The sequence below is a fragment of the Zunongwangia sp. L-65 genome (assembly GCF_056859415.1).
Map to the genome: position 1 here is coordinate 52,542 of NZ_JBSXOK010000065.1, position 25,230 is coordinate 77,771.

Below are 25,230 nucleotides of genomic sequence, written 5' to 3' on the forward strand. Positions count from 1 at the left end.
AATTATGAAAAAATCAATATTAAAATTTCTTATAGTGGTATGTTTTATAGCGTTTTCAGGCTGTGATTCCTACCTGGATGAAGATCCTATCGGTTTAATTACCAAGGATCGAATAGACACCGAGCCAACCGCTGCTTCTATTATCTCCTCGGTTAACTCAACTTATCAATTACTCTCCAGAACTCTCAATGTTATTGGACAATGGAATTGGGATCAGGGGACCATTACCAGAAATGATTTCTTACTTCAGGATATCGCTTCGGGCGATATGCAAAAGAAATGGAATCCTGATGGTGACCAGGCATGGATGGATGAAGTTGCGGCATTTAATTTTACTTCTATGAATCCCGGTTTCAATGGAATCTGGAGTTATGATTATGAAGGGATCTCACGCGCAAATCAGGCAATAACTACGCTTAATAACTCAGAGGTCATGTCTTCCGTTGATATGGATGGAGCTACAAAAGATCGCTTGTTGGGAGAAGTATATTTCTTGAGAGCCTTCTATTATTTTGACCTGGTCAACAATTTTGGAGGTGTGCCTTTGCTTACAGAGCCTTTACAGGATTTTTCAGATGCTTACCAGGTAGCCAAACGCAGTACGCAACAGGAGATTTGGGCTCAAATAACTGCAGATCTTCAGGAATCGGTTTCCTTACTGGCCGAACAAAAATATTCCAGCAATGCTGAACCTTGGAGGGTTTCTATCGGAGCGGCAATTGCCATGCAGGCAAAGGTGAATTTGTTTCAGCAAAATTGGAATGAAGTGATTAATAAAGTGAATCAATTGCAGGGGTATAACTTTTATTCTCTGGATAATAATTATTTTGATCCTTTCGATGTAAACAAAGAGTACCAGGAAAATGAAGTAATTTTCTCATATGATCATGTTTCAGGACTCACCCCCTCAAAAGGGAATGGTCTTTCAGCATTAATGGGCTGGGGGTTTTTGGCACCAACCCAGAACTTTGTAGATGCATTTGAAGAAAATGATCCAAGACTGGAATATACGGTTCAGGTAGCCCAGCAACAACAACATAAACTACTGGGGACTACCGATGGAAGATATAAGGGCAATGAAGATTCTCCGGGAAATAAAGTATATATCCGTTATGCTGACGTGCTGCTGTGGAAAGCCGAAGCATTCATTGAGAACGGAGAGATAGAGAAAGGTTTGGCAATTATCGATCAGATTCGTACCCGAGCACGTAATACTCCAAAGATTGATGGCAGCGCTACCCCTTCCAATGCATTGCCTAATTATGCCGGCACAGGGGTTTCCAAGGCCGAAGCTCTACAGATTTTGCGTCATGAAAGACGGGTGGAGTTGGGCTTTGAATCACAAAGATTTAATGATCTAAAACGTTGGGGTATTGCGGAGGATGTATTGACCAACCTGGGAAAAAATTACCAAAGTTATAACAGCCTTTATCCTATTCCACAAGGAGAAATAGATCGTTCTGGAGGACAGATAGAACAAAATCCCGGATACTAATCAATAAAAAATGTGTAATCAATGATAAATTTTAAATTAAAGTATATGGCGCTATGCCTAATAGGTATAGCCACCGCATGTCATACGGATACTAAAAAAGGTGAATCCGTTAAAGAGCGTAACAAAGTAAGCACTGCCGAAGCGTCATGGATGATAGGACCTTTTGAGCGTCCACAAAATGCGCAGCCCATCATACAACGGGATACTATGGCTACTTTTAATGACCCGATGAGCGGGCAAGAAGTAGTCTGGCAGTCCATGGCTACTTTCAATCCTGCTGCCATTGTAAAAGATGGAAAAATAAATGTTTTGTACAGGGCGGAGCAGGACCGACATACCGATACCATTGGAGGACATACCTCTAGAATCGGATTGGCCACTTCAGAAGATGGAAGCATCTATAAAAGAGAAGATGAGCCTATTTTTTATCCTGATAACGATGACCAGAAAGAATTTGAATGGACCGGAGGTACCGAAGATCCCAGGATTGTAGAGAGTGAAGACGGAACTTACGTTCTGACCTATACCCAGTGGAATAGAAAAATCCCGAGGCTGGCTTTGGCCACCTCGAAAGATTTGAAAAACTGGACCAAACACGGACCTGTTTTCCAAGATTTTAAGAATGGTAAATATCACGATAAGGAGACCAAGTCCGGAGCAATAGTTACTCAATTAAAGGACGGGAAACTGGTTGCGGCAAAGATAAAGGGCAAGTATTATATGTATTATGGGGTGCCTCATATTTGGCTTGCAACTTCTACGGACCTTATCAATTGGGAACCTGTAGAAGACTATGCCGGAAATCTTGCTCCTGTTTTAAATCCGCGTCCCGGATATTTTGATTCCTGGCTCGTGGAGGCCGGACCGCCACCTGTCTTAACAGAAAATGGCATTGTAGTACTTTATAATGCAGGTAATTCGAAAAATATTGGTGTGGAAGAGCTGGGCAATCGTGTCTATACCAGTGGTCAAGCATTGTTTGATGCCAATGAGCCTTGGAAGTTGATCGACCGTTCGGATGAACCCTACCTCAAACCAGAGTTGCCTTTTGAAAAATCCGGACAGTATAAAGATGGAACCACCTTCGTAGAAGGATTAACCTTTTTTAAGGGGAAATGGTATTTGTATTACGGGACGGCAGATAGTATGGTAGGAATGGCCACAGCAGAACCGCAATAATCTTTCTATTATGCAATTAAAAAGGAAATTACTTATTGGGGCTGTGGTATCCAGCCTTGGAGGATTGTTATTCGGATTTGATACGGCAGTAATTTCCGGTGCAGAACAAGGCCTGAAAGCGTTTTATCTGCTCGATAATTTCGCCCATGGATTTACCAATTCTATTGCCTTAATCGGAACCATTATCGGAGCTATATTTGCTTTTTCTCCTGCACAGCACTTGGGGAGAAAGAAGTCACTTTCCATTATAGGACTTTTTTTTGGATTATCTGCTTTAGGATGTGGTTTGACGGATAATTGGTATCTTTTTCTTTTTTGGAGATTTTTAGGTGGCCTTGGAGTTGGCGCATCATCTGTAATCGCTCCCATGTATATTTCTGAAATTTCTCCTTCTGATTATCGTGGAAGGTTAGTGGGGCTTTTTCAATTCAGCATCGTTTTTGGAATTCTGTTAGCCTTTATTTCAAATTACTTTTTGAAATTAATATGAGCAGCGACTCCTGGCGCTGGATGCTTGGAGTAGAAGCCATTCCTGCGTTTATTTTTTTCGGTTTGGTATTTTTAATTCCTAAAAGTCCTCGCTGGCTTGTTCTTCGAAAAAGATATGAAGAAAGCTTCGTTATTTTGAAAGCGCTGGGAGAGGCAAACCCGGAAGAAAAACTGCAAACCATTAAGGTGTCCTTTGAGCAAAAGAAAGAGCAGGAAAAATTATTTCAAGGTAAATATTTAAAACCATTAATTTTGGTATTCCTTATGGCTACCTTCAATCAGTTTTCCGGAATTAATGCTATTATGTACTACGCCCCCAGAATATTTGAAACTGCTGGAATTGCGAAAGACAGTGCATTTTTACAAGCAGCCTCAGTGGGTTTTGTCAATATGCTATTTACCATCGGGGCCATGGTATTGATAGATAAGGTTGGGCGGCGCAAATTGATGATCATAGGCTCCATAGGAATGATTTTAAGTTTATTGGCTACGACCTATTTACTTAATAATCGAGAGTTAGGTGTAAGCTTTCTCATCGTCCCTGTGCTATTTTTTATAGCTAGTTTTGCATTCTCGCAAGGAGCCGTAATTTGGGTTTTTATCTCCGAGGTCTTTCCTAATAAGGTTCGTGCTGCTGGACAATCCTTTGGAACTTTTATCCACTGGTGCTGGGCGGCTGCTTTAACCTGGTTATTCCCGGTGGTTGCAGGCCTGGCTAACGGAATCACCTACGCTTTTGGTTTTTTTGCACTTACTATGATATTGCAATTAATATTTGCAATAAAATTTTTCCCGGAGACAAAAGGCAAATCATTAGAAGAGGATATCTGAAAAAGAGAAATTACCACGATGTTTTATAAGAACTATAAAACCGCTGCACAGAACGTGTAGCGGTTTTTTTTATCCGAAAATACAACTACAGGTTAATCTGGTGTATCCTTATTTGTAGATTTCAATAATTGGCATAGTGATAGGGAATGCCATATATGTTTTAATTGATCTAGGTGGGGCGATGCTTCTTTAAATCACATAGATCATCTATAGTTTCTTTTGGTCGTGAAATTTTTATTTAATTGAGGCGTTAATATGATGATAATTAGGAAACATTTATTAATTAAAAAATTCCTGAAGTTTAAAAAATTTATAATTTGTGCCCCCCAAAGCTATCTTTATGAAACGTATTTTATTTATATTAATTTTTATTAATACTTCTTTTCTATATGCACAAGAATCCAAGTTTGGAGTGACAGTAGGTGTAAATTATCCTTGGCAATCTAAAAATGGAGAATTAGTTGCAGAGCCAAACCTGAGTTTTTTTCCAAATCCTATGATCGGCGGGCAGGCAGGAGTATTCTATGAAAGAGATTTTAATAAATTTTTGATTCGGCCTCATGTTCTTTTTTACCGCTCCAGGGGGAAGTATGATTTTCCAAATACAAATCCGATTTATACCCTTGATAAAGTTAATTTAGAATTGTTGTTTGGTTACGAAATCATTGATAAGTTTTCCATATTAGCAGGTCCGGCCTATCAATTTATTATTAGAAATGATTTTGATACCACAGGAGAGGACGTACGGGATAATATGAATGCTATCAATATTCCATTTGGCATTAAATATGAAATTAGTGATCGATTCGAGGCCAGTTTGATGTATAATTATACTTTAGAGTCGGATGGCAATCAAAGACCTTTACTGCCTTACGATGGAGGGTTTAAATCTTTTTATCTGGATGATGCAAAGATTGATGTTATTTCTTTGAATATTAGTTTTAGTGTGTTTACTTCTAAAAACAGTCGCAATAGAAGAGCAAAAAGTGGAAGCCGCGGTTGTTATTTCTAAAATTACTTACGGTCATCGTGTTGTTTAAATGCTTCAAATAGAAATACTATTTGAAGTTCTTAACAAAGAATTAATTTCTAAATTTGCATCGCAACTATTAATTAAAATTAAACAACACAACTAAATAACACTACAATGAGTACTTCTTTAACCGAAGCTAAGATTTTTAGCTGTACCCAAAGCCGGGATCTTGCAGAGAAAATTGCTGCTTCGTACGGTATCAAGCTTGGTAATGTAATCACTTCTACCTATAGTGACGGTGAATATCAGCCATCGTTCGAGGAATCTGTACGTGGGGCACGATTATTTATCATTGGTTCAACAAATCCGGGCGCAGATAACCTGATGGAAATGCTTTTAATGCTCGATGCAGCGAAACGTGCTTCTGCAAGGCATATCACTGCAGTAATGCCTTATTTTGGTTGGGCAAGACAGGATAGGAAAGATAAACCTCGTGTACCTATTGCTGCAAAAATGATAGCCAGTATTCTGGAAACAGCCGGAGCAACCCGGATCATAACCATGGATTTGCACGCCGATCAAATTCAGGGATTTTTTGAAAAGCCGGTAGATCATTTATTTGCATCCACTGTTTTCTTACCTTATTTAAGAAGTCTTAAGCTAGAAGATTTAACCATCGCTTCCCCAGATATGGGAGGTTCTAAGCGAGCTTATGCGTATTCAAAGGAATTAGAAAGTGACGTGGTAATTTGTTATAAGCAAAGAGAAAAAGCTAATGTTATTTCTCATATGGAATTAATTGGTGATGTGACCGGTAAAAATGTGGTATTGGTTGATGATATGGTAGATACTGCTGGCACCTTAACCAAAGCCGCCGATCTTATGATTGAACGTGGAGCAAAAAGCGTACGAGCTATTTGTACACATCCGGTACTTTCAGGTGGAGCATACGAGCGGGTAGAGAATTCTAAACTTTCGGAGCTTATTGTAACCGATTCTATTCCGCTTAGACAAAAGTGTGATAAGATTAGGGTCGTAAGCTGTGCCGAACTTTTTGCAGATGTGATGCAACGGGTACATGGCAACCGCTCCATCAGCTCTAAATTTTTAATGTAACGCTATTCTGCTAAAAAATTTAGGATCAGGCTTTAATATTTCAGCAAAATGTTGCAATTTTGCACTCCTTAAAAATAAATAAGAAATGAAGTCAATTACGATCAAAGGATCTAAAAGAGAAAGCGTAGGTAAAAAAGCTACTAAAGCGCTACGTAATGCTGGCCAGGTTCCTTGTGTATTGTACGGTGGTGATGCAGAGCCATTACACTTTACAACCGAGGAAATTTCATTCCAGCACTTAGTGTACACGCCAGATGTACACACAGTAGTAATCGAGTTGAAGAGTGGAGAAAAGTACAATGCAATTCTTCAGGATATTCAGTTTCACCCTGTAACTGATAATATTCTTCATGTTGATTTCTATGAGATATTTGATAACAAACCAATCACTATGGAAATTCCAATCCATACTGTAGGTGTTGCCCGTGGTGTTAAAAATGGTGGTGTATTAAGGTATAACCTACGTCGTCTAAAAGTACGTGGTTTACCAGGAGTACTTCCAGATTATATCGAGGCAGATGTTACAAAACTTAAAATTGGTCAGAAATTATATGTAACTGCTGTAGAAAGCGAAGATTACAAAATTCAGCACCCAGATAACACTGTAATTTGTCAGGTTAGAACTTCTCGTAATATTGTTGCGCTTGATGACGATGATGAGGATGAAGATGATCCACAAGATGTGCCATCTACAGAAACTGATGATGTTGCAGCAGTAAAAGAATAATCTTTTAAAAAGTATTATTTTTACATCATATCCCGTATCAACACGATACGGGATATTTTTTTGTAAGAACTTTAGCATCACTGTTATTAAAAGCGCAGTGAAAATTTTATCTTTACCGAAAGAAATAAAAAAATGCTGTCGTTCTTCGGAAGAATTTTAAAAACAAAGAAAACTGCAGAAGAAGTAACTGATCCCATGAAAAAGTTTTTAATCGCGGGCCTGGGGAATATTGGTCCAAAATATGAAAATACCCGCCATAATATTGGTTTTAAAATTCTGGATGAATTAGCAGCGAAACAAGAGGCTGTTTTTACTACACAAAAGCTGGGCGATATAGCTCAATTTCGATATAAGGGAAGAACTTTTGTATTGCTGAAACCAAGTACTTACATGAATCTTAGTGGAAAGGCTGTTAACTATTGGCTTCAGAAAGAAAAAATAGCTGTAGAAAATTTACTGGTGGTCACAGACGATCTTAACCTGCCTTTTGGGACTTTACGTCTTAAAACAAAAGGTAGTGATGGTGGGCATAACGGATTAAAAGATATTCAGGCACAGCTGAATACCACAAAATATAACAGGTTTAGATTTGGTATAAGTGCCGAGTTTTCTAAAGGGCAGCAAATCGATTATGTGTTGGGGGAATGGAGTGAGGAAGAACTTAAAGAGCTTCCCGGACGCCTTAAAATTTCGGCTGAATTGATTGAGTCTTTCGCGACCGCAGGTGTTTCTAATACAATGAATTCATTTAACGGAAAATAAAAAGCCTTGGAAATACACAAAGGAGCAAGTGCATTTAAAAGTGATAAACCAACAGTAGTAACTATTGGTACTTTTGACGGAGTGCATGCAGGGCATCAAAAAATAATAAAACGTTTGGTAGATAGTGCCCGGGCTAATAATTTAGAATCGGTGATACTTACTTTTTTTCCTCATCCAAGAATGGTTTTGCAGAAAGAAAGTGGAATTAAATTAATTAATACCATAGAAGAACGTACTGATATCCTGGAACAATCTGGTATTGATCATTTGGTAATCCATCCATTTACCATGCAATTTTCACGACTTACCGCAAGGGAATTTGTAAAAGAAATACTGGTAGAAAAATTAAGGGCCAAAAAGGTAATTATTGGTTATGATCATCGCTTCGGCAGAAATCGTACTGCGAATATCAATGACCTTAAAAAGTTTGGGGCAGAATTTGATTTTGAAGTAGAAGAAATTACCCGTCAGGATATTGAAGAAGTAGCTGTAAGTTCGACTAAAATAAGAACCGCACTTGAAGAAGGGCGAGTAGAGAAGGCGAATAATTACTTAAGGCATCCGTTTTCCTTAAAAGGTGAAGTAGTTAAAGGAAGAGGGCTTGGAAAAGAATTTAATTATCCAACCGCAAATATTAATATTGCTGAAGATTATAAGCTTATTCCTAAAAATGGCGTTTATGTAGTGCGATCTGTTATCGAAGGGGAAACTTATTTTGGCATGATGAGTATCGGGACAAACCCAACCGTAGGCGGTACGTCAAGAACGATCGAAAGTTTTTTCTTTAAACTGGATAAAGATCTTTATGGAAAACGCTTAAAAATCGACCTTTTAATTAGAATAAGGGACGAAAAGAAATTCAATTCGGTGGAAGAATTAAAACTTGCCATGAAACAGGACGAGGCTTTTTCAAAACAATATATAAAAGATAATTATGTGGAATAGATGGCTTTTTAAGCGTGTAGATAATTCAGCTTTAATATTCTTTAGAATAGCTTTTGGATTGTTAATTGCGCTTGAAGCTATTGGAGGGATTTTTACGGGCTGGGTGAGGAGAACCCTTGTAGAACCAGATTTCACCTTCAACTTTATAGGATTCGAATTTTTACAGCCGCTCCCCGGGGACCTTATGTATTATTATTATGCTGTAATGGGAATTTTTGGGATCCTGGTGATGATTGGTTTTAAATATCGATTTTCGATGTTTTGCTATACACTTATGTGGGCAGCGGTCTATTTAATGCAAAAATCGTCTTATAACAATCACTATTACCTTTTAATGTTGCTTTGCTTTATTATGATTTTTTTACCGGCACATAAAGCATTGTCTTATGACGCCTGGAAAAATAAAGCCATACGAGCTATCGCTATGCCGCGTTGGGTGTGGCTTTTTATAGTGATTCAGTTATGGATTGTATATAGTTATGCGTCTATAGCAAAACTGTATCCGGACTGGCTTGATGGTACAGTGCCCGAACTGTTAATGCGGGGAAAACGAAATTACTGGCTCGTTGGCGAGTTTCTTCAGCAACCATGGATAAAATGGGTGATCGCTTATTTTGGATTGATCTTCGATTTATTAATCGTCCCTATGTTATTGTGGCGACGAACCCGGGTTTCATTTTTTATTTTGGCGATATTTTTTCATCTATTTAATAGTTTTGTTTTTCATATCGGGATATTTCCTTACTTGTCTTTGGCGTTTTGTGTATTCTTTTTTCCTACTCAAAAAGTCAACAAATACTTACTGCGTAATAAAAAACCGTATTACGATGGGGAAGAAGTGGTCGTGCCGGATCACGATAGAATCTTAAAATTTGCGATTATTGTATGGTTTATCATCCAGATTTCACTTCCGTTAAGACATTGGGTGATTAAGGATAATGTGCTGTGGACGGAGGAAGGTCATCGCTTAAGCTGGCGTATGATGTTAAGAACCAAAAGCGGAAGATCTACCTTTAAAGTAGTGGAGAAAGGAACTACAGATACTATAACGGTTCAAAAAAACAAATACCTCTCTAACAAACAACGCAGGATAATAAGTACTAAACCCGATGTGATTTGGCAATTTGCACAGCGATTAAAACAGGAATATGCAAGAGAAGGTAAAGATATTCAGGTTTTTGTGGAGGCAAAGGTTTCGGTTAATGGCAGACCTTATGAGAGATTAATCGATCCTCAGGTTGATATTGCGAACGAACAATGGAATTATTTTGCTCATCATGATTGGATTTTGCCTTCTAATTTAGAAGAATAAATAGTCCTGCTTTTATTACATTTGCGGATTCAAATTATTATTAACGGCAATAAAATTAATTGGCCTTATGTTACAAGTTAACAACATCAGAGAGCATAAAGATGCTTATATCGAAGCGTTAAAGAAGAGAAATTTTGATGCTGAATCTATTTTTGATGAAGTATTGAGTTTAGACGAAACCCGTCGATCTACTCAGTCCAGACTTGATGATACTTTGGCCGAATCCAATAAACTATCAAAGCAAATTGGATTGATGTTTAAAAACGGAGAACATCAAAAAGCCAATCTTTTAAAAGAGAAAACAGGGAAATTAAAAGAAGATTCCAGGAATTATTCTGAGGTTTTAGCCACTACTATCGCAGATTTAGAAAAACTGCTGTATACTATTCCTAACGTGCCAAATGAAGTTGTTCCCGCCGGAACTTCTGAAGATGATAATGAAGAGATTTATAAGGAAGGGGATGTTCCTGTTTTAGCGGAAGGATCATTACCACACTGGGAACTGGCAAAGAAATATGATATTATCGATTTCGAACTGGGAAATAAAGTAACCGGGGCAGGTTTTCCTATTTATAAAGGAAAAGGCGCCAGATTGCAGCGTGCTTTAGTTTCTTATTTCTTGGATAAAGCAGTAGAAGCCGGCTATTCAGAATATCAGTTGCCCTTAATGGTAAATGAGGCATCAGGTTACGGTACAGGGCAATTGCCAGATAAAGAAGGGCAAATGTATCACATCACTGCAGATGATCTTTATATGATCCCAACCGCCGAGGTGCCAATTACCAATATGTACCGCGATAATCTTTTGACAGATAAAGATTTTCCTATTGCCTGTACGGGGTACACCCCTTGTTTTAGGCGAGAAGCAGGTTCCTATGGAGCTCATGTACGTGGTTTAAACCGCCTGCATCAATTTGATAAAGTAGAATTGGTAAGAATCGAAAAACCAGAAAATTCATATGCGGCTTTAGAGGGAATGGTAGATCATGTAAAAGTATTACTAAAGGAGCTAAAACTACCTTATCGTATCTTAAAACTATGTGGCGGCGATTTGGGCTTTACCTCTGCCTTAACTTACGATTTCGAAGTTTTTTCTACCGCCCAGGATCGATGGTTAGAAATTAGTTCGGTTTCAAATTTTGAGACTTTCCAGGCAAATCGCCTTAAATTACGTTATAAAAATAAAGAGGGGAAGAAAGAGTTGGTACATACTCTTAACGGAAGTGCTTTGGCGCTACCCCGTGTATTAGCCGGAATCCTGGAAAATTATCAGACAGAAAACGGAATTAAAATTCCGGATGTGCTGGTACCTTATACAGGTTTCGATATGATCGATTAACAAGATAATAATTACTAATAAGAAGCGCATTTTGTTATATTTACATTATGCGCTTTTTTATTTTAATCATAGTAGTTTTTCTTAGTTCGGTTGTCGTGGATGCACAGTCATTGCAACTGGCAGAAAACTTTTTTGCTAAAGGGGAATACGAAAAGGCGCTATCCTATTATCAAAAAACACTGGAGCAACAAAATAATAATCCGCGTGCTTTTCAGGGAGTGATTAGTTCTTTACAGCAGTTAGAGCGCTTTGATAAGGCAGAAGAGATGCTTCTAAGTCAATTAGAAAGTTCTCCAAAAAATTCTACCATATTAATTGATATAGGGCATAATTTCGCTTTACAAAGAAACGAAGCAAAAGCAGAGCAATACTATCAAAAAGCCTTGGCTTTACTGGAAGAAGATCCAAGACAAGCCTTTGGGATAGGCTTAAAATTTGAAAATTACATTCTTCTGGATTACGCGGCTAACGCCTATAAAAAAGCCAATCAATTAATGCCTAATGCCGGCCTCGAATTAAAACTGGCCAGGCTTTACGGCGAGCAGGGGGAGCTTCAGCAAATGTTTGAAAGTTACCTGGATTTAGTCATTAAAGATGAGAAGTATTTTCCTTACGCTAATAGGGAATTTGGAGAATTTATTACTGAAGATGCTTCGTCCAAACCTAATACCTTGCTTAGAAATACCTTGTTAAAACGCCTGCAAACCAATCCAGATCCTTTTTATAATGAGATGCTAAGCTGGTTATATATACAGCAAAAAGAATACAATAAAGCGCTTATTCAGGAAAAAGCTATTTATCGGCGATCTGAAGTGCCGAATTTAAATCGCATCATGAACTTGGCTTATGCCGCGAAAAGGTCAGGAGATCTGGAAGCTGCAAAAGCGGTAACCGATTTTATTATTGAAGAAGCCCCGGCTTCTTTAAAACTACGGGCAAAACAGTTAAAAATCAGTTTGCAGGTAGCCACGGCAATACCTTCAGCATATCCTGAAATTGAAGAAAATTTTCGCAGTGTTATCAAAGAATATGGAGATTCTCCAGAAACCATTCCGCTACAAATCGATTTTGGTCAGTTTTTAGCTTTTAAATCTGGGAAAGTTACTGAAGCCGAGAATCTTCTTAAAAATTTGCTCGTTAAAGCGATAAATGACTATGAGAAAGCCAGAATAAAAATGGCGCTTGCCGATGTTTTGGTGTTACAGGAAAAATTTAATGAAGCGCTTATTACCTACACCCAGGTGCAAAAAATGGTAAAAAACGATCAAATTGCCCAGGATGCACAATTTAAGGTCGCCAAAACCAGCTATTATAAAGGCGATTTTGAATGGGCGCAAACACAGCTGGATGTGCTGAAAAAATCGACTTCTCAATTGATCGCAAATGACGCAATGGAACTTAGCCTGATGATTAAAGATAATACTTTAGAGGACTCTACCCAGATAGCGCTTAAAAAGTATGCACATGCCGATTTACTGGCCTATCAGGGGAAAAATAAACAGGCAATTACCGAGTTAACACAATTGTTACAGGACCATACAGGTGAGAAAATTGAAGATGAAGCACTATATAAACAGGCGCAGCTATACGAATTAGAAGAACAGTATCCTTTAGCCGAAAAAAACTATTTGGCGATATTGGATAAATACGGGCAGGATTTATTAGCCGATAATGCCGCATGGAATCTGGCCCAGATGTATACTAATAAACTAAACCTGCCTGAGAAAGCCAGACAATATTACGAGAAGATTTTATTTAATTTTGAGGATAGTATTTATTTTATCGAATCCCGAAAGAAGTACAGATCGCTTAGAGGCGATGCTATAGAATGAGAGAGCTATTATCAAAATCCTATAAATTATTCTGGGTGCTTATCCCGTTTGTGTTTATGTATGGTTTATTCAATGAAGAGCATTCTTTGGTATTAAATATTCATGCTACTTATTTTGTAATTAATCACCTGGTTTTTGCAGGACTCATTGTCATATTTTTTGCCATTTTTGGTTTAGGATATTGGCTAATGGATATATTCAACAGGGAATTGATCAGCTGGATGACTGCTTATCATGTTTATATCAGCGTGTTTGGAATGTTGATTTTGTTGGTTTTTTATGGCTATTTTCAGCAATTAGAGATCGATTATGCTTTTAAGCAAACCTTGATGTTGCTTATGCTTATCACTGCAGCAGTGACCATTGCAGCTCAATTATTATTTCCACTTAATTTTATTGTTTCTTTTCTTCGGAAGAAAAAGCGCTGAATTTCAAACTAACCTGAAATGCTTATACTTGGTTTTAGTATTGGTGGCATATAGACTTGTATCAAGGTTTTTGATTTGTATTTTTGCAAATTCAGTACAAAATTTTAAAAAATGGTGATTTATAATGTAACAACAAATGTGCAGGAAGAGGCGCATGCAGATTGGCTGAAATGGATGAAGGAGGAATATATTCCTGCAATGCTCGATACTGGTAAATTTACCAAGGCTTTAATGACCAAAGTACTTAGCAAGGAGCCTATGGGAGGGATCACCTATTCGGTACAGTATACTGCCGAAAGTATGGCCTATCTCAAAACTTTTTATGTAGAGGATCATGCAAATATGGTTGCTAAAACCACAATATTTAAGGGGAAGATCGTAGAGTTTTCTACAGAACTTCAGGTGATGGACGAACAATAATTTGTTTTAAAAACAAAAAGTATGAGCAAGAAGAAATTTAAGAAAGACTATAAACCATCCCGCCGGGAAGATCAAAATGGGCAGGTAAGGGCTAAAAAACATCTTGGTCAACATTTTCTTAAAGACGAGAATATAGCTAAAAAGATTGGTGATACTTTGTCTCTTTCCGGCTACGATTATGTGCTGGAAATTGGCCCGGGGATGGGTGTCCTCACCAAATTCTTGCTTCAAAAAGATACTGAAGTTCATGTCGTTGAAATAGATACCGAAAGTGTGGAATATCTAAATGCCAATTATCTTCAGCTTCATGGTAGGATTCACGAACAGGACTTTTTAAAATATGATCTTACACAAGTTTTTGGTCATAAGCCTTTTGCGGTTACGGGTAATTTTCCTTACAACATTTCTTCTCAAATCGTTTTTAAGGTATTAGAGATGAGAGATCAGATCCCTGAATTTTCTGGGATGTTTCAAAAAGAAGTAGCCCAACGTATATGTGAAAAAGAAGGCAGTAAAACTTATGGTATTCTTTCAGTATTAACCCAGGCATATTATGATGCCGAATATTTGTTTACCGTACCGCCTTCAGTATTTAATCCACCTCCAAAAGTAGATAGTGGCGTACTTAAGTTAACCCGAAAAAAAGACTATCATTTAAAGTGTAATGAAGCCTTGTTTTTTAGAATTGTTAAAATGGGCTTTCAACAGCGACGTAAAACCTTAAGAAATAGTTTAAAAAGTCTTAATTTACCCGATACTTTAAGGGAAGATGCTATCTTTGGCAAGCGACCAGAGCAGCTCAGTACGCAGGATTTTATTTCACTTACCTTAAATATCGAGCCTTATGCAGTTTCAAATTAGCACCGAACTAATTGAAAAAATTCAATTCCTTATAGAACAAAGGAATGATGAAGAATTGCTATTGCATTTAGAGGAGGTGCACCACGCGGATATCGCTGAAATTATTACCGAGCTTAGCCTTGATGACGCAACTTACCTGGTAAGACTGCTTGATAGTGGGAAAACTTCTGAAGCTATAATGGAGCTTGAGGAGGGCGTTAGAGAACGTATTTTAGAAACTTTATCGGCCAAAGAGATCGCAGATGAGTTGGTAGAAATGGATACCGATGATGCTGCCGATATCATGAACGAGCTTTCGCCTGAGTTGCAGAAGCAGGTGATTTCTGAAATTCAGGACGAACAACATGCTGAAGATATTGTAGAGTTGTTGCGTTATCCAGAAGACTCTGCCGGTGGTTTGATGGCAAAAGAGCTGGTGAAAGTTAATGAAAACTGGAGTGTTACCGGTTGTATGACCGAGATGCGTGCCCAGGCAGAAAATGTAACCCGCGTACATTCTATTTATGTGGTAGACGATAAAAATCGCTTAAAAGGAAGACTGTCCTTAAAAGATTTACTTACCGCTGCGAGCAACGAGAATATTAGGGATGTTTATATCCCCAATGTAGATTATGTAAATGTACATACCGAAGGAGAAGAGGTTGCCAGGATCATGCAAAAATATGATTTAGAAGCCATTCCCGTAATCGATGAGATGGGACGTTTGGTAGGTAGAATTACTATTGATGATATTGTAGACTTTATAAAAGAGGAAGCCGAACGTGACTACCAAATGGCGGCCGGTATTTCTGAAGGTGTAGAAGCCGATGATAATATCTTTAAACAAACAAGGGCACGTTTACCCTGGCTTTTAATAGGGATGTTTGGAGGACTGGGAGCGGCAGGAATTATTAGCGGATTTCAGGGGGCTATGGCGGTTTTTCCCAAATTATTGCTTTTTGTGCCTTTAATTCAGGCAACTGCAGGTAATGTGGGAGTGCAATCCAGCGCCATAGTAGTGCAGGGGCTAGCAAATGGAAGTTTAAAGGGAAATATTATCGCAAAGCGGTTATTAAAAGAAACTTCCCTGGCGTTGGTAAACGGAATTTCGATTGCGATGATCGTGTTTATTATAAGTAGTGTTTGGTTTGACACCAGTTATATGGAATCCTTAAGCATTGGAGTGGCCTTAATTTCTGTAATATTACTGGCGGCGATGATAGGAACAGTGATCCCCATTGTTTTAGATAAAAATAATATTGATCCCGCAGTAGCCACAGGACCGTTTATAACAACCAGTAATGATGTTTTTGGGATTCTTACCTATTTTTTAATCGCTAAAGTCATATTGGGCTTCTAAGAAATTGGTTTATTTTTTCTTCATATTCCCAGCTTTGTTTAAATTTGTGGGTTATTGTAGCGGTTGAATATGACACTTTTCACTTTTCAACGATTAAATTTAGAAAGCGGTTTATCCCCTTTATCTTCGGGGAATTCAGCTTCACATTCAGATGATATCTTTGTTAGAATAAATATTGAGCAGGTAGGTATCTGGTTTTCTAAGCTTAACCGGTTAAAGGAAAGGTGTGTTTCAGCTAAAAATCACAAATTATATATTAATAAAAATCGATTAAAATGATCATTTTACACGCCGATACGAATCACTCGAAGTTGATTGAGCTATTGGCAGATGCCGGGCATCACAATATTGAAGGATTTACACAAAGCAGGGAAGAAACTTTGCAAAACCAGCATTTATATGATGGGATTGTAATAAGGAGCAGGTATACAATAGACAAAGATTTTCTTGATGCAGCACCAAATCTAAAGTTTATTGCAAGGGTAGGAGCCGGTCTGGAAAATATCGATGTAGCATATGCAAAAGAACGTGGAGTACAATTATTCTCGGCTCCCGAAGGTAACCGCAATGCGGTAGGAGAGCATACGTTAGGCATGTTGTTATCCCTTTTCAATAAATTGAATAAAGCTGATAGAGAAGTTAGGGAAGGGCTTTGGAACCGTGAAGATAATCGCGGAATCGAGCTGGATGGAAAAACCGTGGGCATTATTGGTTACGGAAATATGGGAAAGGCTTTTGCTAAAAAATTAAGAGGTTTTGATGTAGAAGTACTTTGCTATGATATTAAAGATGATGTAGACGATAGTAATGCTACCCAGGTAAATTGGGAAGAGTTTACCGAAAAATGCGATGTGGTAAGTTTACATACACCCTGGACCAGGGAAACCGATAAAATGGTTAATACAGCATTTATCGAATCTTTTGCAAAGCCTTTCTGGTTTATCAATACGGCACGTGGTAAGAACGTAGTGACAGAGGATTTAGTTTATGCACTACGATCAGGACAGGTTTTAGGCGCGGGGTTAGATGTTTTGGAATACGAAAAATCATCTTTTGAGAGCTTGTTTGCAAACAAGAAAAACGTAGCTGTTAGCGCTGCCGAGCCATTACCGGAAGCTATGCGTGAACTTATGTTTATGCCCAATACAATTTTGAGTCCGCATATAGCAGGTTGGACGGTAGAGTCGCATGAAAAGTTAGCCACAGTAATTGCCAATAAAATTATTAAGCAATTTGGTAAAGGCGAAGAATAAGCCTAATCCTATAAATTTTTAAAAAGCTGTCTGAAATATTATCAGGCAGCTTTTTTATTTTTGTTGTTTTGTGTTTCCCACTATTTCATAGACCTGAAGAATTGTTTAATATCTTACCTTAGAGGGCATCAGCATTTCCAAATTCGAAAAATGTAAAAGAGCTAACTCAATTTAGGTATAAATTTAGAATTCATGAAAAACAGATTAACAGGTATAGGTGGTATATTTTTAAGCCTGAAGATCCGAATGCAGCAAAAGCTTGGTATAAAAAGCATCTTGGTTTAAATACCGATGATTATGGTTGCACTTTTTGGTGGAAGATAGAGATAGCAACGACTGTGCTACACAATGGAGCCCTATGGATAAACAAACAGGTTATTTTACAGCTTCTAAAAAGCAGTTTATGATGAATTTTAGGGTTGAAAATTTAGATGAATTATTAAAAACACTAACCGCTGAAGTTGTAAGTGTACTTGGAGAACCTAAAAATTATGATTATGGGAAATTCGGATGGATTTTAGATGCGGAAGGCAATAAAATTGAACTCTGGGAATCTATATAAAGTTTTTCTTAAATAGCCTAATACTTAACATTACGGAAACAGGAAATCTGTTGTAGCTTATTATTTTAGTAAAACTCACAATTTTTTATCGTTTTTAGCGCTCTAATTGCTAAAAGTTTATCGTGAAAATAAGCTTATGAAAAACATTCTCGTGTTATGTAGGGGAAATTCATGCCGTAGTCAGATCGCTCACGGATACTTAAATTATTTTGCATTTAAAAAAGCTAAGGTCTATAGTGCGGGAATAGAAACGCATGGAGTAAACCCACGTGCCATCGCTGCAATGCAGGAAGATGGTATTGATATTAAAACGCATACCAGCAATCTGATAGCGGAATATAATCATATTGATTTTGACTATATCATTAGTGTTTGCGATCATGTAAAATCACATTGTTCCATTAGTTTTTCATGCAGTGCCGTTAGAATCCATCAACATTTTAGAGACCCATCGGCGGTAAAGGGTAATAATAGACAGATCCATGAAGCTTTTGAAGTTACCAGGCTTGGGATTAAAGATTTTTGCAGGGCCTTTGTAAAACAATATTTATAAAAAAGGATGGCAACTGCCATCCTAATAAGTCTAAGAATAAGTGGTGGAATTATCCAATTCCGCTTAGTTCTATTAGTGCTTGTTTTACAGGAGTCTCTCCTTCCAAGGCTTCAAAACTCATATTTTTAGTTAATGGGTCTGCTAAAGACATGACCATTAAAAAGGCAACATCGTCACGGGCAATTTCGCCATATTCACCAAGTTTCTCTGCAACTTTTACACGAGCCCGGCCAAGTTCATCGCTTAGACTTCCTGGTTGTACAATTGTAAAAGGAACGCCACTTTCGCGAAGATGATCGTCTGCTTTTTTCTTTGCTCGTAAATAATGTTCCAGATCTCCGCCATCTTCAGGATTATCTGTTCCCATAGAACTTAACATAACAAACTTTTTTATATTGTTTGCTTTTGCAGCATCAATCATTTTTATGGCGCCTTCTTCGTCTATAGCAGTGGTTTTTTCTGGGCCGGTACTTCCGCCAGAACCTGCAGCAAATATCACTTTATCTACTCCTTCAAAAGCATGTTTTACCTCACCTTCAAGATCGGCAATTACACTTTCAACGCCCATATCATCAAAAATCTGTTTTTGCTCTTCCTTCCTTATCATCGCTACAGGATTAAAATTTTGAGAGCTATTGAGTATTTCAATAATTCTTTTTCCTGTTTGTCCGGTTGCTCCGGCAATCAATATTTTTTCCATTTTTGTTTACTGTTTTCAGGTAATATAATAATCGATATAAAAATGGCCTAAGCCTGGCTTAGGTATAACACTAAATTAACAGGTATGGGGCTTACCTGCCTTACCCTATCATCTAGATGAAACACTCCGTGGCTTGGCTTAAAATCAGCAATTTCTGAAAATGCTTCTCAGACTCGCCTTTCGGTAGTTTAATGACTGTTCTGATGTTTCTCTTCCAGTTCTTTCTGGAACTCCTCCATAACCGGTTTTACAGTACTTTCAGGAAGATCAGCGATCCTTATATACATTAAGCCATCCACTGCATTGTTAAACAAAGGGTCTACATTAAAAGCCACTACTTTGGCATTTTGCTTAATGTATTTTTTAATTAATACCGGTAATCGTAGATTTTCAGGTTCTATTTCATCTATAATTTTATCGAATTTATTTAAATCGGCTTCACTTTTATCAAAAACAATGTCTTTATCGGCATCTTCAAGTCTTACTTTAAATTCTTTTTTTGGTCGAACATACTGCGCGACATAAGGATCATAATAATTGGAGCGCATAAATTCGATCATCAGGGATTTAGAGAAGTTAGAAAACTTATTGCTAATACTTACCCCTCCAATTAGATATTTATGTTCTGGGAAACGAAGTGTACAATGCACGATACCCTTCCATAGTAAAAATAGCGGCATTGGTTTTTGCTGATATTCTTTAATGATAAAAGCTCTACCCATTTCGATAGATTTGCTCATCATTTTATACAATTCAGGCTCAAATCTAAAGAGATCCTGTAGATAAAAACCATTGATGCCATGGTCTTTAAAAATTTCGGCCCCCATTCCCATTCGGTATGCCCCGGCTACTTTATTGGTCTCGTTATCCCAAAGAAAAAGGTGGTAATAATAATCGTCAAAAGGATCTAAATCTACCGGGTTATTGGTGCCTTCACCAATTTCTCTAAATGTGATTTCACGCAATCGTCCAAGTTCCTGTACTATATTTGGAATTATTTCCCGTTTTGCCAGAAAAACCTCATAGTTTTTAGAAATGAGTAGACGTTTATCTAACTCACGGCAATTTTCAACTTCAGCCTCCATAAGCTCAGATTTCATTTCTGTCGCGATCTTTTTAGGAGCTTTTGGAAGCTTTAAAGTATGCGGGATTTTTTCAAAAAGTTTCTTCTTTTCAAAAACATTGGCCAGCATATAGGTTTTTCGCCGTAAATAGGCAGTAAAGGATTCTAGATCCTTAAACTCAGATTGATCTTCTACAGATATTGGATTTCCTATGCGTACATTTATTTTTCGGCGTTTCTGGGAGAGCATTTCACTTGGTAGTTTTGCCGTTCGTAAGACATCGCTCATCGAGGCTAAACGATAGAAAAAAGTGCTGTTTTTAGCGTGAAAATAAATGGGTACAACAGGAACTTTGGCTTTTTGTATTAAACGCATGGCGACCGGTTCCCAGGGTTTATCTACAATTAGTTTTTCGTCTTTATAAGTGGAAACTTCACCCGCAGGAAACATTCCCAGCCCATGACCCTCGTGCAAATGCGCAATAGCTTCTTTAATCCCTCCAACGCTTGATTTTGCATCTTTGTGTGTCTCAAAGGGATTTACCGGCATAATATACGGTCGTAAGGGGTCCAGTCGATGTAATAAAAAATTAGCTATTATTTTATAATCTTCCCTTTGTTCTAATAAAAGTTTCATCAAAATCATTCCATCGATACCGCCAAGTGGATGGTTAGAAATGGTTATAAAGGGACCGCTCTTTGGGATACGTTTTAGGTCTTTTTCCGGGATATCAAACTGAATTTCGAAACCTTCAAGTATAGAATCGATAAAGGCTACACCTTTAAGGTTTTTTCGTTGTTGATATTCTTTATTTAACCTGGAAAGCTTGGTGGTTCTTAATACCACCCAGCCTACTGTGGTTCCCAGAAAACCCATTTTGTCGAGATTCATTACTCGAGCTACTTCTTTGGCGCTTACAAATCCCATTGGTTGATTGGTTTTAAACAAATATAGCAAACAAAAAACATTATAGTCTTTAACCGGCGGTAACCATCTGTACCGTGTTATGGGTAAGCTGCTTTAATAATACTTTTTTGCCCTTTTCTACTGAATTTATTGCCGATTCATTAAAATGTCGAATGGTATATAATGAAACTTCGGTTTGATATTCAACGCGAAATTTTGCTTTTAAGTGCTGAATTAATTTTTCGAGTTGGTTAAACTTGTTGTCCACACACACTGAAAAGCTGATGGCCGAATTTTGTATAAGATCAACTTTCATCTGATATTGATGAAAAAGCTGAAATACTTCGCTAATATTTTCTTCTACCATAAACGAAAAATCCCGGGAAGATAAAGAAATTAATGCCTGATTTTTCTTGACAATAAAACAGGGTAATTGCGGAATTACCGCACAACCGTTACCCCGGCACACTTTTGTGCCTTCATTTTCGGGGTGGAAAAAAGACTTTACAAAAAGTGGAATTTCCTTTCGCTGTAATGGCTGTAAGGTTTTTGGATGAATCACCGATGCGCCATAAAAAGCCAGTTCTATCGCTTCTTCATAAGAAATCTGCTGTAATAAAGTAGTCGTTTTAAATTCACGGGGATCAGCGTTTAACACGCCTGGAACATCTTTCCAGATTGTTACACTCTCGGCATTTAAGCAGTATGCGAAGATCCCTGCGGTATAATCACTGCCTTCGCGCCCCAGGCTGGTGGTAAAATTATTAGAGTCTGAACCAATAAAACCCTGTGTAATACTAATGGTTCCCGGATTAATTTCTGCAATAATTTTTTTCTGAGTGGTTTCCCAGTCTACTTTTGCATCACGATAGGTGCTATCGGTTTTTATAACATCGCGAACATCGATCCAGGTATTTCTTATTCCGTTTCTCGATAAAAATTCACTTACGATAGTGGTGGAAATCAACTCTCCAAAACCTATAATTTGATCGTAAACAAAATCGTATTGTTTCGATTTATTATGTTCAAGAAAGTTTCTGAGAATAGTAAAAAACTGATTGATTTTTTCGAAAACCGCAGCTTTCTTATGTTCAAAAAGTCCGTTCATGATTTCTACATGAAACAGCCTTAAGTGTTCAATTTCAGCTTCAGGAGATTGTTCTGCCAAATATTTCTGAATAATAACTTCCAGCGCATTGGTGGTTTTTCCCATGGCTGAAATCACAATCAATTTATCCGGATTGTTGTGCTTTTGCAGTACCTTTAGCACATTCTTTACACCTGCCGTATCTTTTACAGAAGCTCCACCAAATTTGAAGACTTTCATTCGTTATTTTTCAATATTCTTTTTAATAACGTTTTCATTCATATGTACAGTATACCAGTTCTTTTTAATATCGGCTCCGGTATTTTCGTAAAATTCGATCGCATTTTTATTTCCTTCAGAGACTACCCACTCTACGCGTTTAACCCCATGTTCATATCCATATTTTACAACCTGGTTATATAAAGCACCTCCTAAACCGGTACCTCGCATAGTCTCGGTAACGATGAGGTCTTCTAGATGTACGGTGCGTCCCTTCCAGGTAGAGAACCTAAAGTAAACCAGGGCCATCCCGGCAAGTTTGCCGTCTACATCGGCTACAAAACATTTAAAATTACCATTGTTAAAACCTTCGGTTTCCAGGTCTTTTACAGAAATTTCAACCTGATCTTCAGCATTTTCATGTTTTGCCAGTTCCATTATTAATTCAAGGACTTTTGGCATGTCCTCTCTTTTAGCTTCGCGTATCTGATATTCCATGTTTTTTTATTTACTTATTTATCGAGGAATTATTTCTCGCTCCCGATGTTTATCGAGATTTCTAAAAATTATAAAAGATATTCCGGGTTGTACCTTGTGGCCCTATCCCAGAGATTGTTGATTTTTAACAAAAATAGGAATATGCTTTTAGAACTTTTGTTATTTTTAAGGACTTAGCTTAATCTTAACGGGTTTTATCGCAAAAGGAGTCCATTGCGGCTTCATCCATTTGTACGGTTCGCCATTCATCAAAAACTGTAGCGCCACTGTTTTTATAAAATTCAACAGCATTGGTATTCCAGTCTAAAACTACCCATTCTGTGCGCTTACAACCTTGCTGCTTGGAATATTGGATAACCTTGGTATATAATGCCTTCCCGACTCCTTTTCCGCGAAAGGCTTCGCTTACAACCAAATCTTCAAGATGAACTGTTTTTCCTTTCCATGTGGAATAACGATAGTAGAACAATGCCATCCCTTCGATAGTGTCATTAGCTTCTGCTACGAAGCATTCAAATAACGGGCGATCTCCAAAACCATCATTTTCTAAATCCTCTACGGTAATTTCCACCGCATCAGGTTCGTTCTCAAATTTAGCCAGTTCATTAATGAGTTTAAGAACCGCTGGCATATCTTGTTTTGTAGCTTTTCTTACTTCTATATTCATTTTGAGAGATTTTTAAGTGAAATTTTAAATTTTGTTAAAAATTTTCCGAAAACGATGTAAAACGGCATTTTTTCAATAAATTTGATAACAAACTACTCTTAATTAAAATGACTAAAACCAGACCCACGCTCGGTGAGTTTATCATCGATAACCAACAGGATTTCCCGTATTCTACAGGAGAATTATCCAGATTAATACGTTCTATTCGTTTAGCTGCAAAAGTAGTAAATCACGAAGTAAATAAAGCAGGACTTGTGGATATTACCGGTGCAGCCGGGGAACAAAACATTCAGGGGGAAGATCAGCAAAAATTAGATGTATTCGCAAATAATATATTTATTCAAACCCTAACCAATAGAGAAATCGTTTGCGGGATCGCTTCTGAAGAAAACGACGATTTTATCACGATTGCCGGAAGCCGTAATGATCATAAAAATAAATATGTGGTGCTTATGGATCCTTTGGATGGAAGTTCTAATATCGATGTAAATGTATCGGTAGGCACGATTTTTTCAATTTATCGAAGGGTTACTCCGCTTGGAACACCGGTTACTTCAGAAGATTTTCTACAGCCTGGAAATTTACAGGTTGCCGCAGGATATATTATCTACGGGACATCAACAATGTTAGTATATACCACAGGACATGGCGTAAACGGATTTACATTAAATCCGGCGCTGGGCTCCTGGTACCTTTCGCATCCTGATATGAAATTTCCAGAAAACGGAAATATTTATTCTATTAACGAAGGAAATTATGCGCATTTTCCAACCGGTGTCAAAAAATATATAAAATACTGCCAGGAAGAAGAAGGTGACCGCCCTTATACCTCGCGATATATTGGTTCGATGGTTTCAGACATCCACCGGAACATGATTAAAGGCGGTATTTATATTTATCCAAAAAGTACGAAATATGACAAAGGAAAACTTCGTTTATTATACGAATGCAATCCTATGGCATTTATCGTTGAGCAGGCAGGAGGTAAAGCCAGCGATGGGTATCAACGCGTGATGGATATAATGCCCACAGAACTTCACGAGCGATCTGCCATTTTTTGCGGAAGCAAAAAAATGGTCGAAAAAGCAGAAGCCTTTATGAAAGAATTTGGAGATTAATTCTCTTTCTCTAACAAATACTGATAATCTTCAAAAGAAATCTGTCCACCAAAAATCTGTACAGATCTTTTGATAATCTTTTCGGAAGCCTGACTGGAAAAACCAAGCCCAATGGCATAACGTTTTATCAGTTCGGCTTCTTCGTCATCAATAAGATGATCTGCAAAAATAATTCTAAATAGGTCATGAAGACGTTCTAAGCGTCTTTCTGTATCATGAGAAGGAGTTAATGGATATCCTTTAGGATTCTCCAGTACCTTGTTATATTCACTTTCGGTAATATCCAGTTTTCTGGCGAAACGTCTTAATAGGTTTTCTTCGGCCTCATTAATAGCGCCGTCTACGGCAGCAAGATTCACAATTGCTGCAAAATGACTTAAATTTCTTAAATGCTCTCCCGAGCCGAATAAATCTGAAAATGACATGTTAAGGGATTTTGGCTGCAAATATAAATAATGATGAGAAAATTTAATTTAAAATTGAAGAAATTTAAATTTAATAACATTCGCTAATCTTTTCTTAATCCCTTTTGTAGCCTTTCTATTTTGCCTAATT

The 25,230-nt window shown here is 37.6% G+C and carries 23 protein-coding genes and 2 pseudogenes; 19 read left to right on the forward strand and 6 right to left on the reverse strand.

What is annotated here, in order from left to right; translation table 11 throughout:
* Positions 1 to 4 precede the first annotated feature (4 nt).
* The 18 genes and pseudogenes from AC13DP_RS12930 to AC13DP_RS13015 all read left to right on the forward strand — a co-directional run bounded on the left by AC13DP_RS12930 (position 5) and on the right by AC13DP_RS13015 (position 18,416).
* Complete coding sequence (locus AC13DP_RS12930) at positions 5 to 1,495, forward strand: RagB/SusD family nutrient uptake outer membrane protein (RefSeq protein WP_483067913.1); 1,491 nt, start codon at positions 5 to 7, stop codon at positions 1,493 to 1,495.
* Positions 1,496 to 1,516: 21 nt separating this feature from the next.
* Positions 1,517 to 2,674, forward strand: coding sequence for a glycoside hydrolase family 130 protein (locus AC13DP_RS12935; RefSeq protein ID WP_483067914.1), 1,158 nt, complete (start codon positions 1,517 to 1,519; stop codon positions 2,672 to 2,674).
* Positions 2,675 to 2,684: 10 nt separating this feature from the next.
* A pseudogene (locus AC13DP_RS12940) lies at positions 2,685 to 3,994 on the forward strand (sugar porter family MFS transporter).
* A 340-nt stretch (positions 3,995 to 4,334) separates the two neighbouring features.
* A complete protein-coding gene (locus AC13DP_RS12945) occupies positions 4,335 to 5,006 on the forward strand; it encodes an outer membrane beta-barrel protein (protein WP_483067915.1) in 672 nt (223 codons plus the stop codon).
* Between the two features lie 135 nt (positions 5,007 to 5,141).
* Positions 5,142 to 6,083 carry a ribose-phosphate pyrophosphokinase gene (locus AC13DP_RS12950; RefSeq protein WP_013069959.1) on the forward strand — a complete coding sequence of 314 codons (942 nt, stop codon included), beginning with the start codon at positions 5,142 to 5,144 and terminating at the stop codon, positions 6,081 to 6,083.
* 85 nt (positions 6,084 to 6,168) lie between these two features.
* Positions 6,169 to 6,810: a 50S ribosomal protein L25/general stress protein Ctc gene (locus AC13DP_RS12955; RefSeq protein WP_013069960.1), complete on the forward strand. Its 642-nt coding sequence runs from the start codon at positions 6,169 to 6,171 to the stop codon at positions 6,808 to 6,810.
* Positions 6,811 to 6,942: 132 nt separating this feature from the next.
* Complete coding sequence (gene pth, locus AC13DP_RS12960) at positions 6,943 to 7,572, forward strand: aminoacyl-tRNA hydrolase (protein ID WP_013069961.1); 630 nt, start codon at positions 6,943 to 6,945, stop codon at positions 7,570 to 7,572.
* Positions 7,573 to 7,578: 6 nt separating this feature from the next.
* Positions 7,579 to 8,517 carry a bifunctional riboflavin kinase/FAD synthetase gene (locus AC13DP_RS12965; RefSeq protein ID WP_339810911.1) on the forward strand — a complete coding sequence of 313 codons (939 nt, stop codon included), beginning with the start codon at positions 7,579 to 7,581 and terminating at the stop codon, positions 8,515 to 8,517.
* Positions 8,507 to 9,829: an HTTM domain-containing protein gene (locus tag AC13DP_RS12970; protein ID WP_483067916.1), complete on the forward strand. Its 1,323-nt coding sequence runs from the start codon at positions 8,507 to 8,509 to the stop codon at positions 9,827 to 9,829. Before AC13DP_RS12965 ends, AC13DP_RS12970 begins: the two co-directional genes overlap by 11 nt.
* A 67-nt stretch (positions 9,830 to 9,896) precedes the next feature.
* Positions 9,897 to 11,168 carry a serine--tRNA ligase gene (gene serS / locus AC13DP_RS12975; protein WP_483067917.1) on the forward strand — a complete coding sequence of 424 codons (1,272 nt, stop codon included), beginning with the start codon at positions 9,897 to 9,899 and terminating at the stop codon, positions 11,166 to 11,168.
* Positions 11,169 to 11,215: 47 nt separating this feature from the next.
* Complete coding sequence (locus AC13DP_RS12980; RefSeq protein ID WP_483067918.1) at positions 11,216 to 13,000, forward strand: tetratricopeptide repeat protein; 1,785 nt, start codon at positions 11,216 to 11,218, stop codon at positions 12,998 to 13,000.
* A complete protein-coding gene (locus tag AC13DP_RS12985; RefSeq protein WP_483067919.1) occupies positions 12,997 to 13,428 on the forward strand; it encodes a hypothetical protein in 432 nt (143 codons plus the stop codon). The genes AC13DP_RS12980 and AC13DP_RS12985 overlap by 4 nt, the downstream gene beginning before the upstream one ends.
* Before the next feature lie 111 nt (positions 13,429 to 13,539).
* Positions 13,540 to 13,848: a DUF4286 family protein gene (locus AC13DP_RS12990; protein WP_041578548.1), complete on the forward strand. Its 309-nt coding sequence runs from the start codon at positions 13,540 to 13,542 to the stop codon at positions 13,846 to 13,848.
* Positions 13,849 to 13,869: 21 nt separating this feature from the next.
* Positions 13,870 to 14,709, forward strand: coding sequence for a 16S rRNA (adenine(1518)-N(6)/adenine(1519)-N(6))-dimethyltransferase RsmA (rsmA, locus tag AC13DP_RS12995; RefSeq protein ID WP_228249695.1), 840 nt, complete (start codon positions 13,870 to 13,872; stop codon positions 14,707 to 14,709).
* Positions 14,693 to 16,048 (forward strand): magnesium transporter, encoded by a 1,356-nt coding sequence (mgtE, locus tag AC13DP_RS13000; RefSeq protein WP_228249694.1) that lies wholly within the window; start codon positions 14,693 to 14,695, stop codon positions 16,046 to 16,048. Before rsmA ends, mgtE begins: the two co-directional genes overlap by 17 nt.
* A 275-nt stretch (positions 16,049 to 16,323) precedes the next feature.
* Positions 16,324 to 17,301 carry a 2-hydroxyacid dehydrogenase gene (locus tag AC13DP_RS13005; protein WP_339810232.1) on the forward strand — a complete coding sequence of 326 codons (978 nt, stop codon included), beginning with the start codon at positions 16,324 to 16,326 and terminating at the stop codon, positions 17,299 to 17,301.
* Between the two features lie 192 nt (positions 17,302 to 17,493).
* A pseudogene (locus AC13DP_RS13010) lies at positions 17,494 to 17,863 on the forward strand (VOC family protein).
* Between the two features lie 136 nt (positions 17,864 to 17,999).
* A complete protein-coding gene (locus tag AC13DP_RS13015; RefSeq protein WP_483067920.1) occupies positions 18,000 to 18,416 on the forward strand; it encodes an arsenate reductase ArsC in 417 nt (138 codons plus the stop codon).
* 49 nt (positions 18,417 to 18,465) lie between these two features.
* Here AC13DP_RS13015 and AC13DP_RS13020 read toward each other — a convergent pair whose 3' ends face one another.
* From AC13DP_RS13020 to AC13DP_RS13040, 5 genes are all read right to left on the reverse strand, one after another.
* Entirely contained in the window at positions 18,466 to 19,116 is a 651-nt protein-coding gene (locus AC13DP_RS13020) for an SDR family oxidoreductase (RefSeq protein ID WP_272957195.1), read from the reverse strand.
* Positions 19,117 to 19,304: 188 nt separating this feature from the next.
* Entirely contained in the window at positions 19,305 to 21,107 is a 1,803-nt protein-coding gene (locus AC13DP_RS13025; protein WP_483067921.1) for a GNAT family N-acyltransferase, read from the reverse strand.
* 49 nt (positions 21,108 to 21,156) lie between these two features.
* Complete coding sequence (locus tag AC13DP_RS13030; RefSeq protein ID WP_483067922.1) at positions 21,157 to 22,413, reverse strand: aspartate kinase; 1,257 nt, start codon at positions 22,411 to 22,413, stop codon at positions 21,157 to 21,159.
* 3 nt (positions 22,414 to 22,416) lie between these two features.
* Positions 22,417 to 22,890, reverse strand: a complete 474-nt coding sequence (locus AC13DP_RS13035) for a GNAT family N-acetyltransferase (RefSeq protein WP_228249689.1) — start codon at positions 22,888 to 22,890, stop codon at positions 22,417 to 22,419.
* A gap of 184 nt (positions 22,891 to 23,074) precedes the next feature.
* The gene (locus AC13DP_RS13040; protein ID WP_483067923.1) at positions 23,075 to 23,557 is read right to left on the reverse strand and encodes a GNAT family N-acetyltransferase; all 483 of its coding nucleotides are present in this window, start codon (positions 23,555 to 23,557) and stop codon (positions 23,075 to 23,077) included.
* A 107-nt stretch (positions 23,558 to 23,664) separates the two neighbouring features.
* Between AC13DP_RS13040 and fbp the strand changes: the two genes are divergently transcribed.
* Positions 23,665 to 24,675, forward strand: a complete 1,011-nt coding sequence (gene fbp, locus AC13DP_RS13045) for a class 1 fructose-bisphosphatase (RefSeq protein ID WP_013069979.1) — start codon at positions 23,665 to 23,667, stop codon at positions 24,673 to 24,675.
* Here fbp and AC13DP_RS13050 read toward each other — a convergent pair.
* On the reverse strand, positions 24,672 to 25,100 hold the full coding sequence (locus tag AC13DP_RS13050) for a TerB family tellurite resistance protein (protein ID WP_013069980.1): 429 nt from the start codon (positions 25,098 to 25,100) through the stop codon (positions 24,672 to 24,674). The two genes, fbp and AC13DP_RS13050, sit on opposite strands and share 4 nt — an antisense overlap.
* Positions 25,101 to 25,230: the final 130 nt, after the last annotated feature.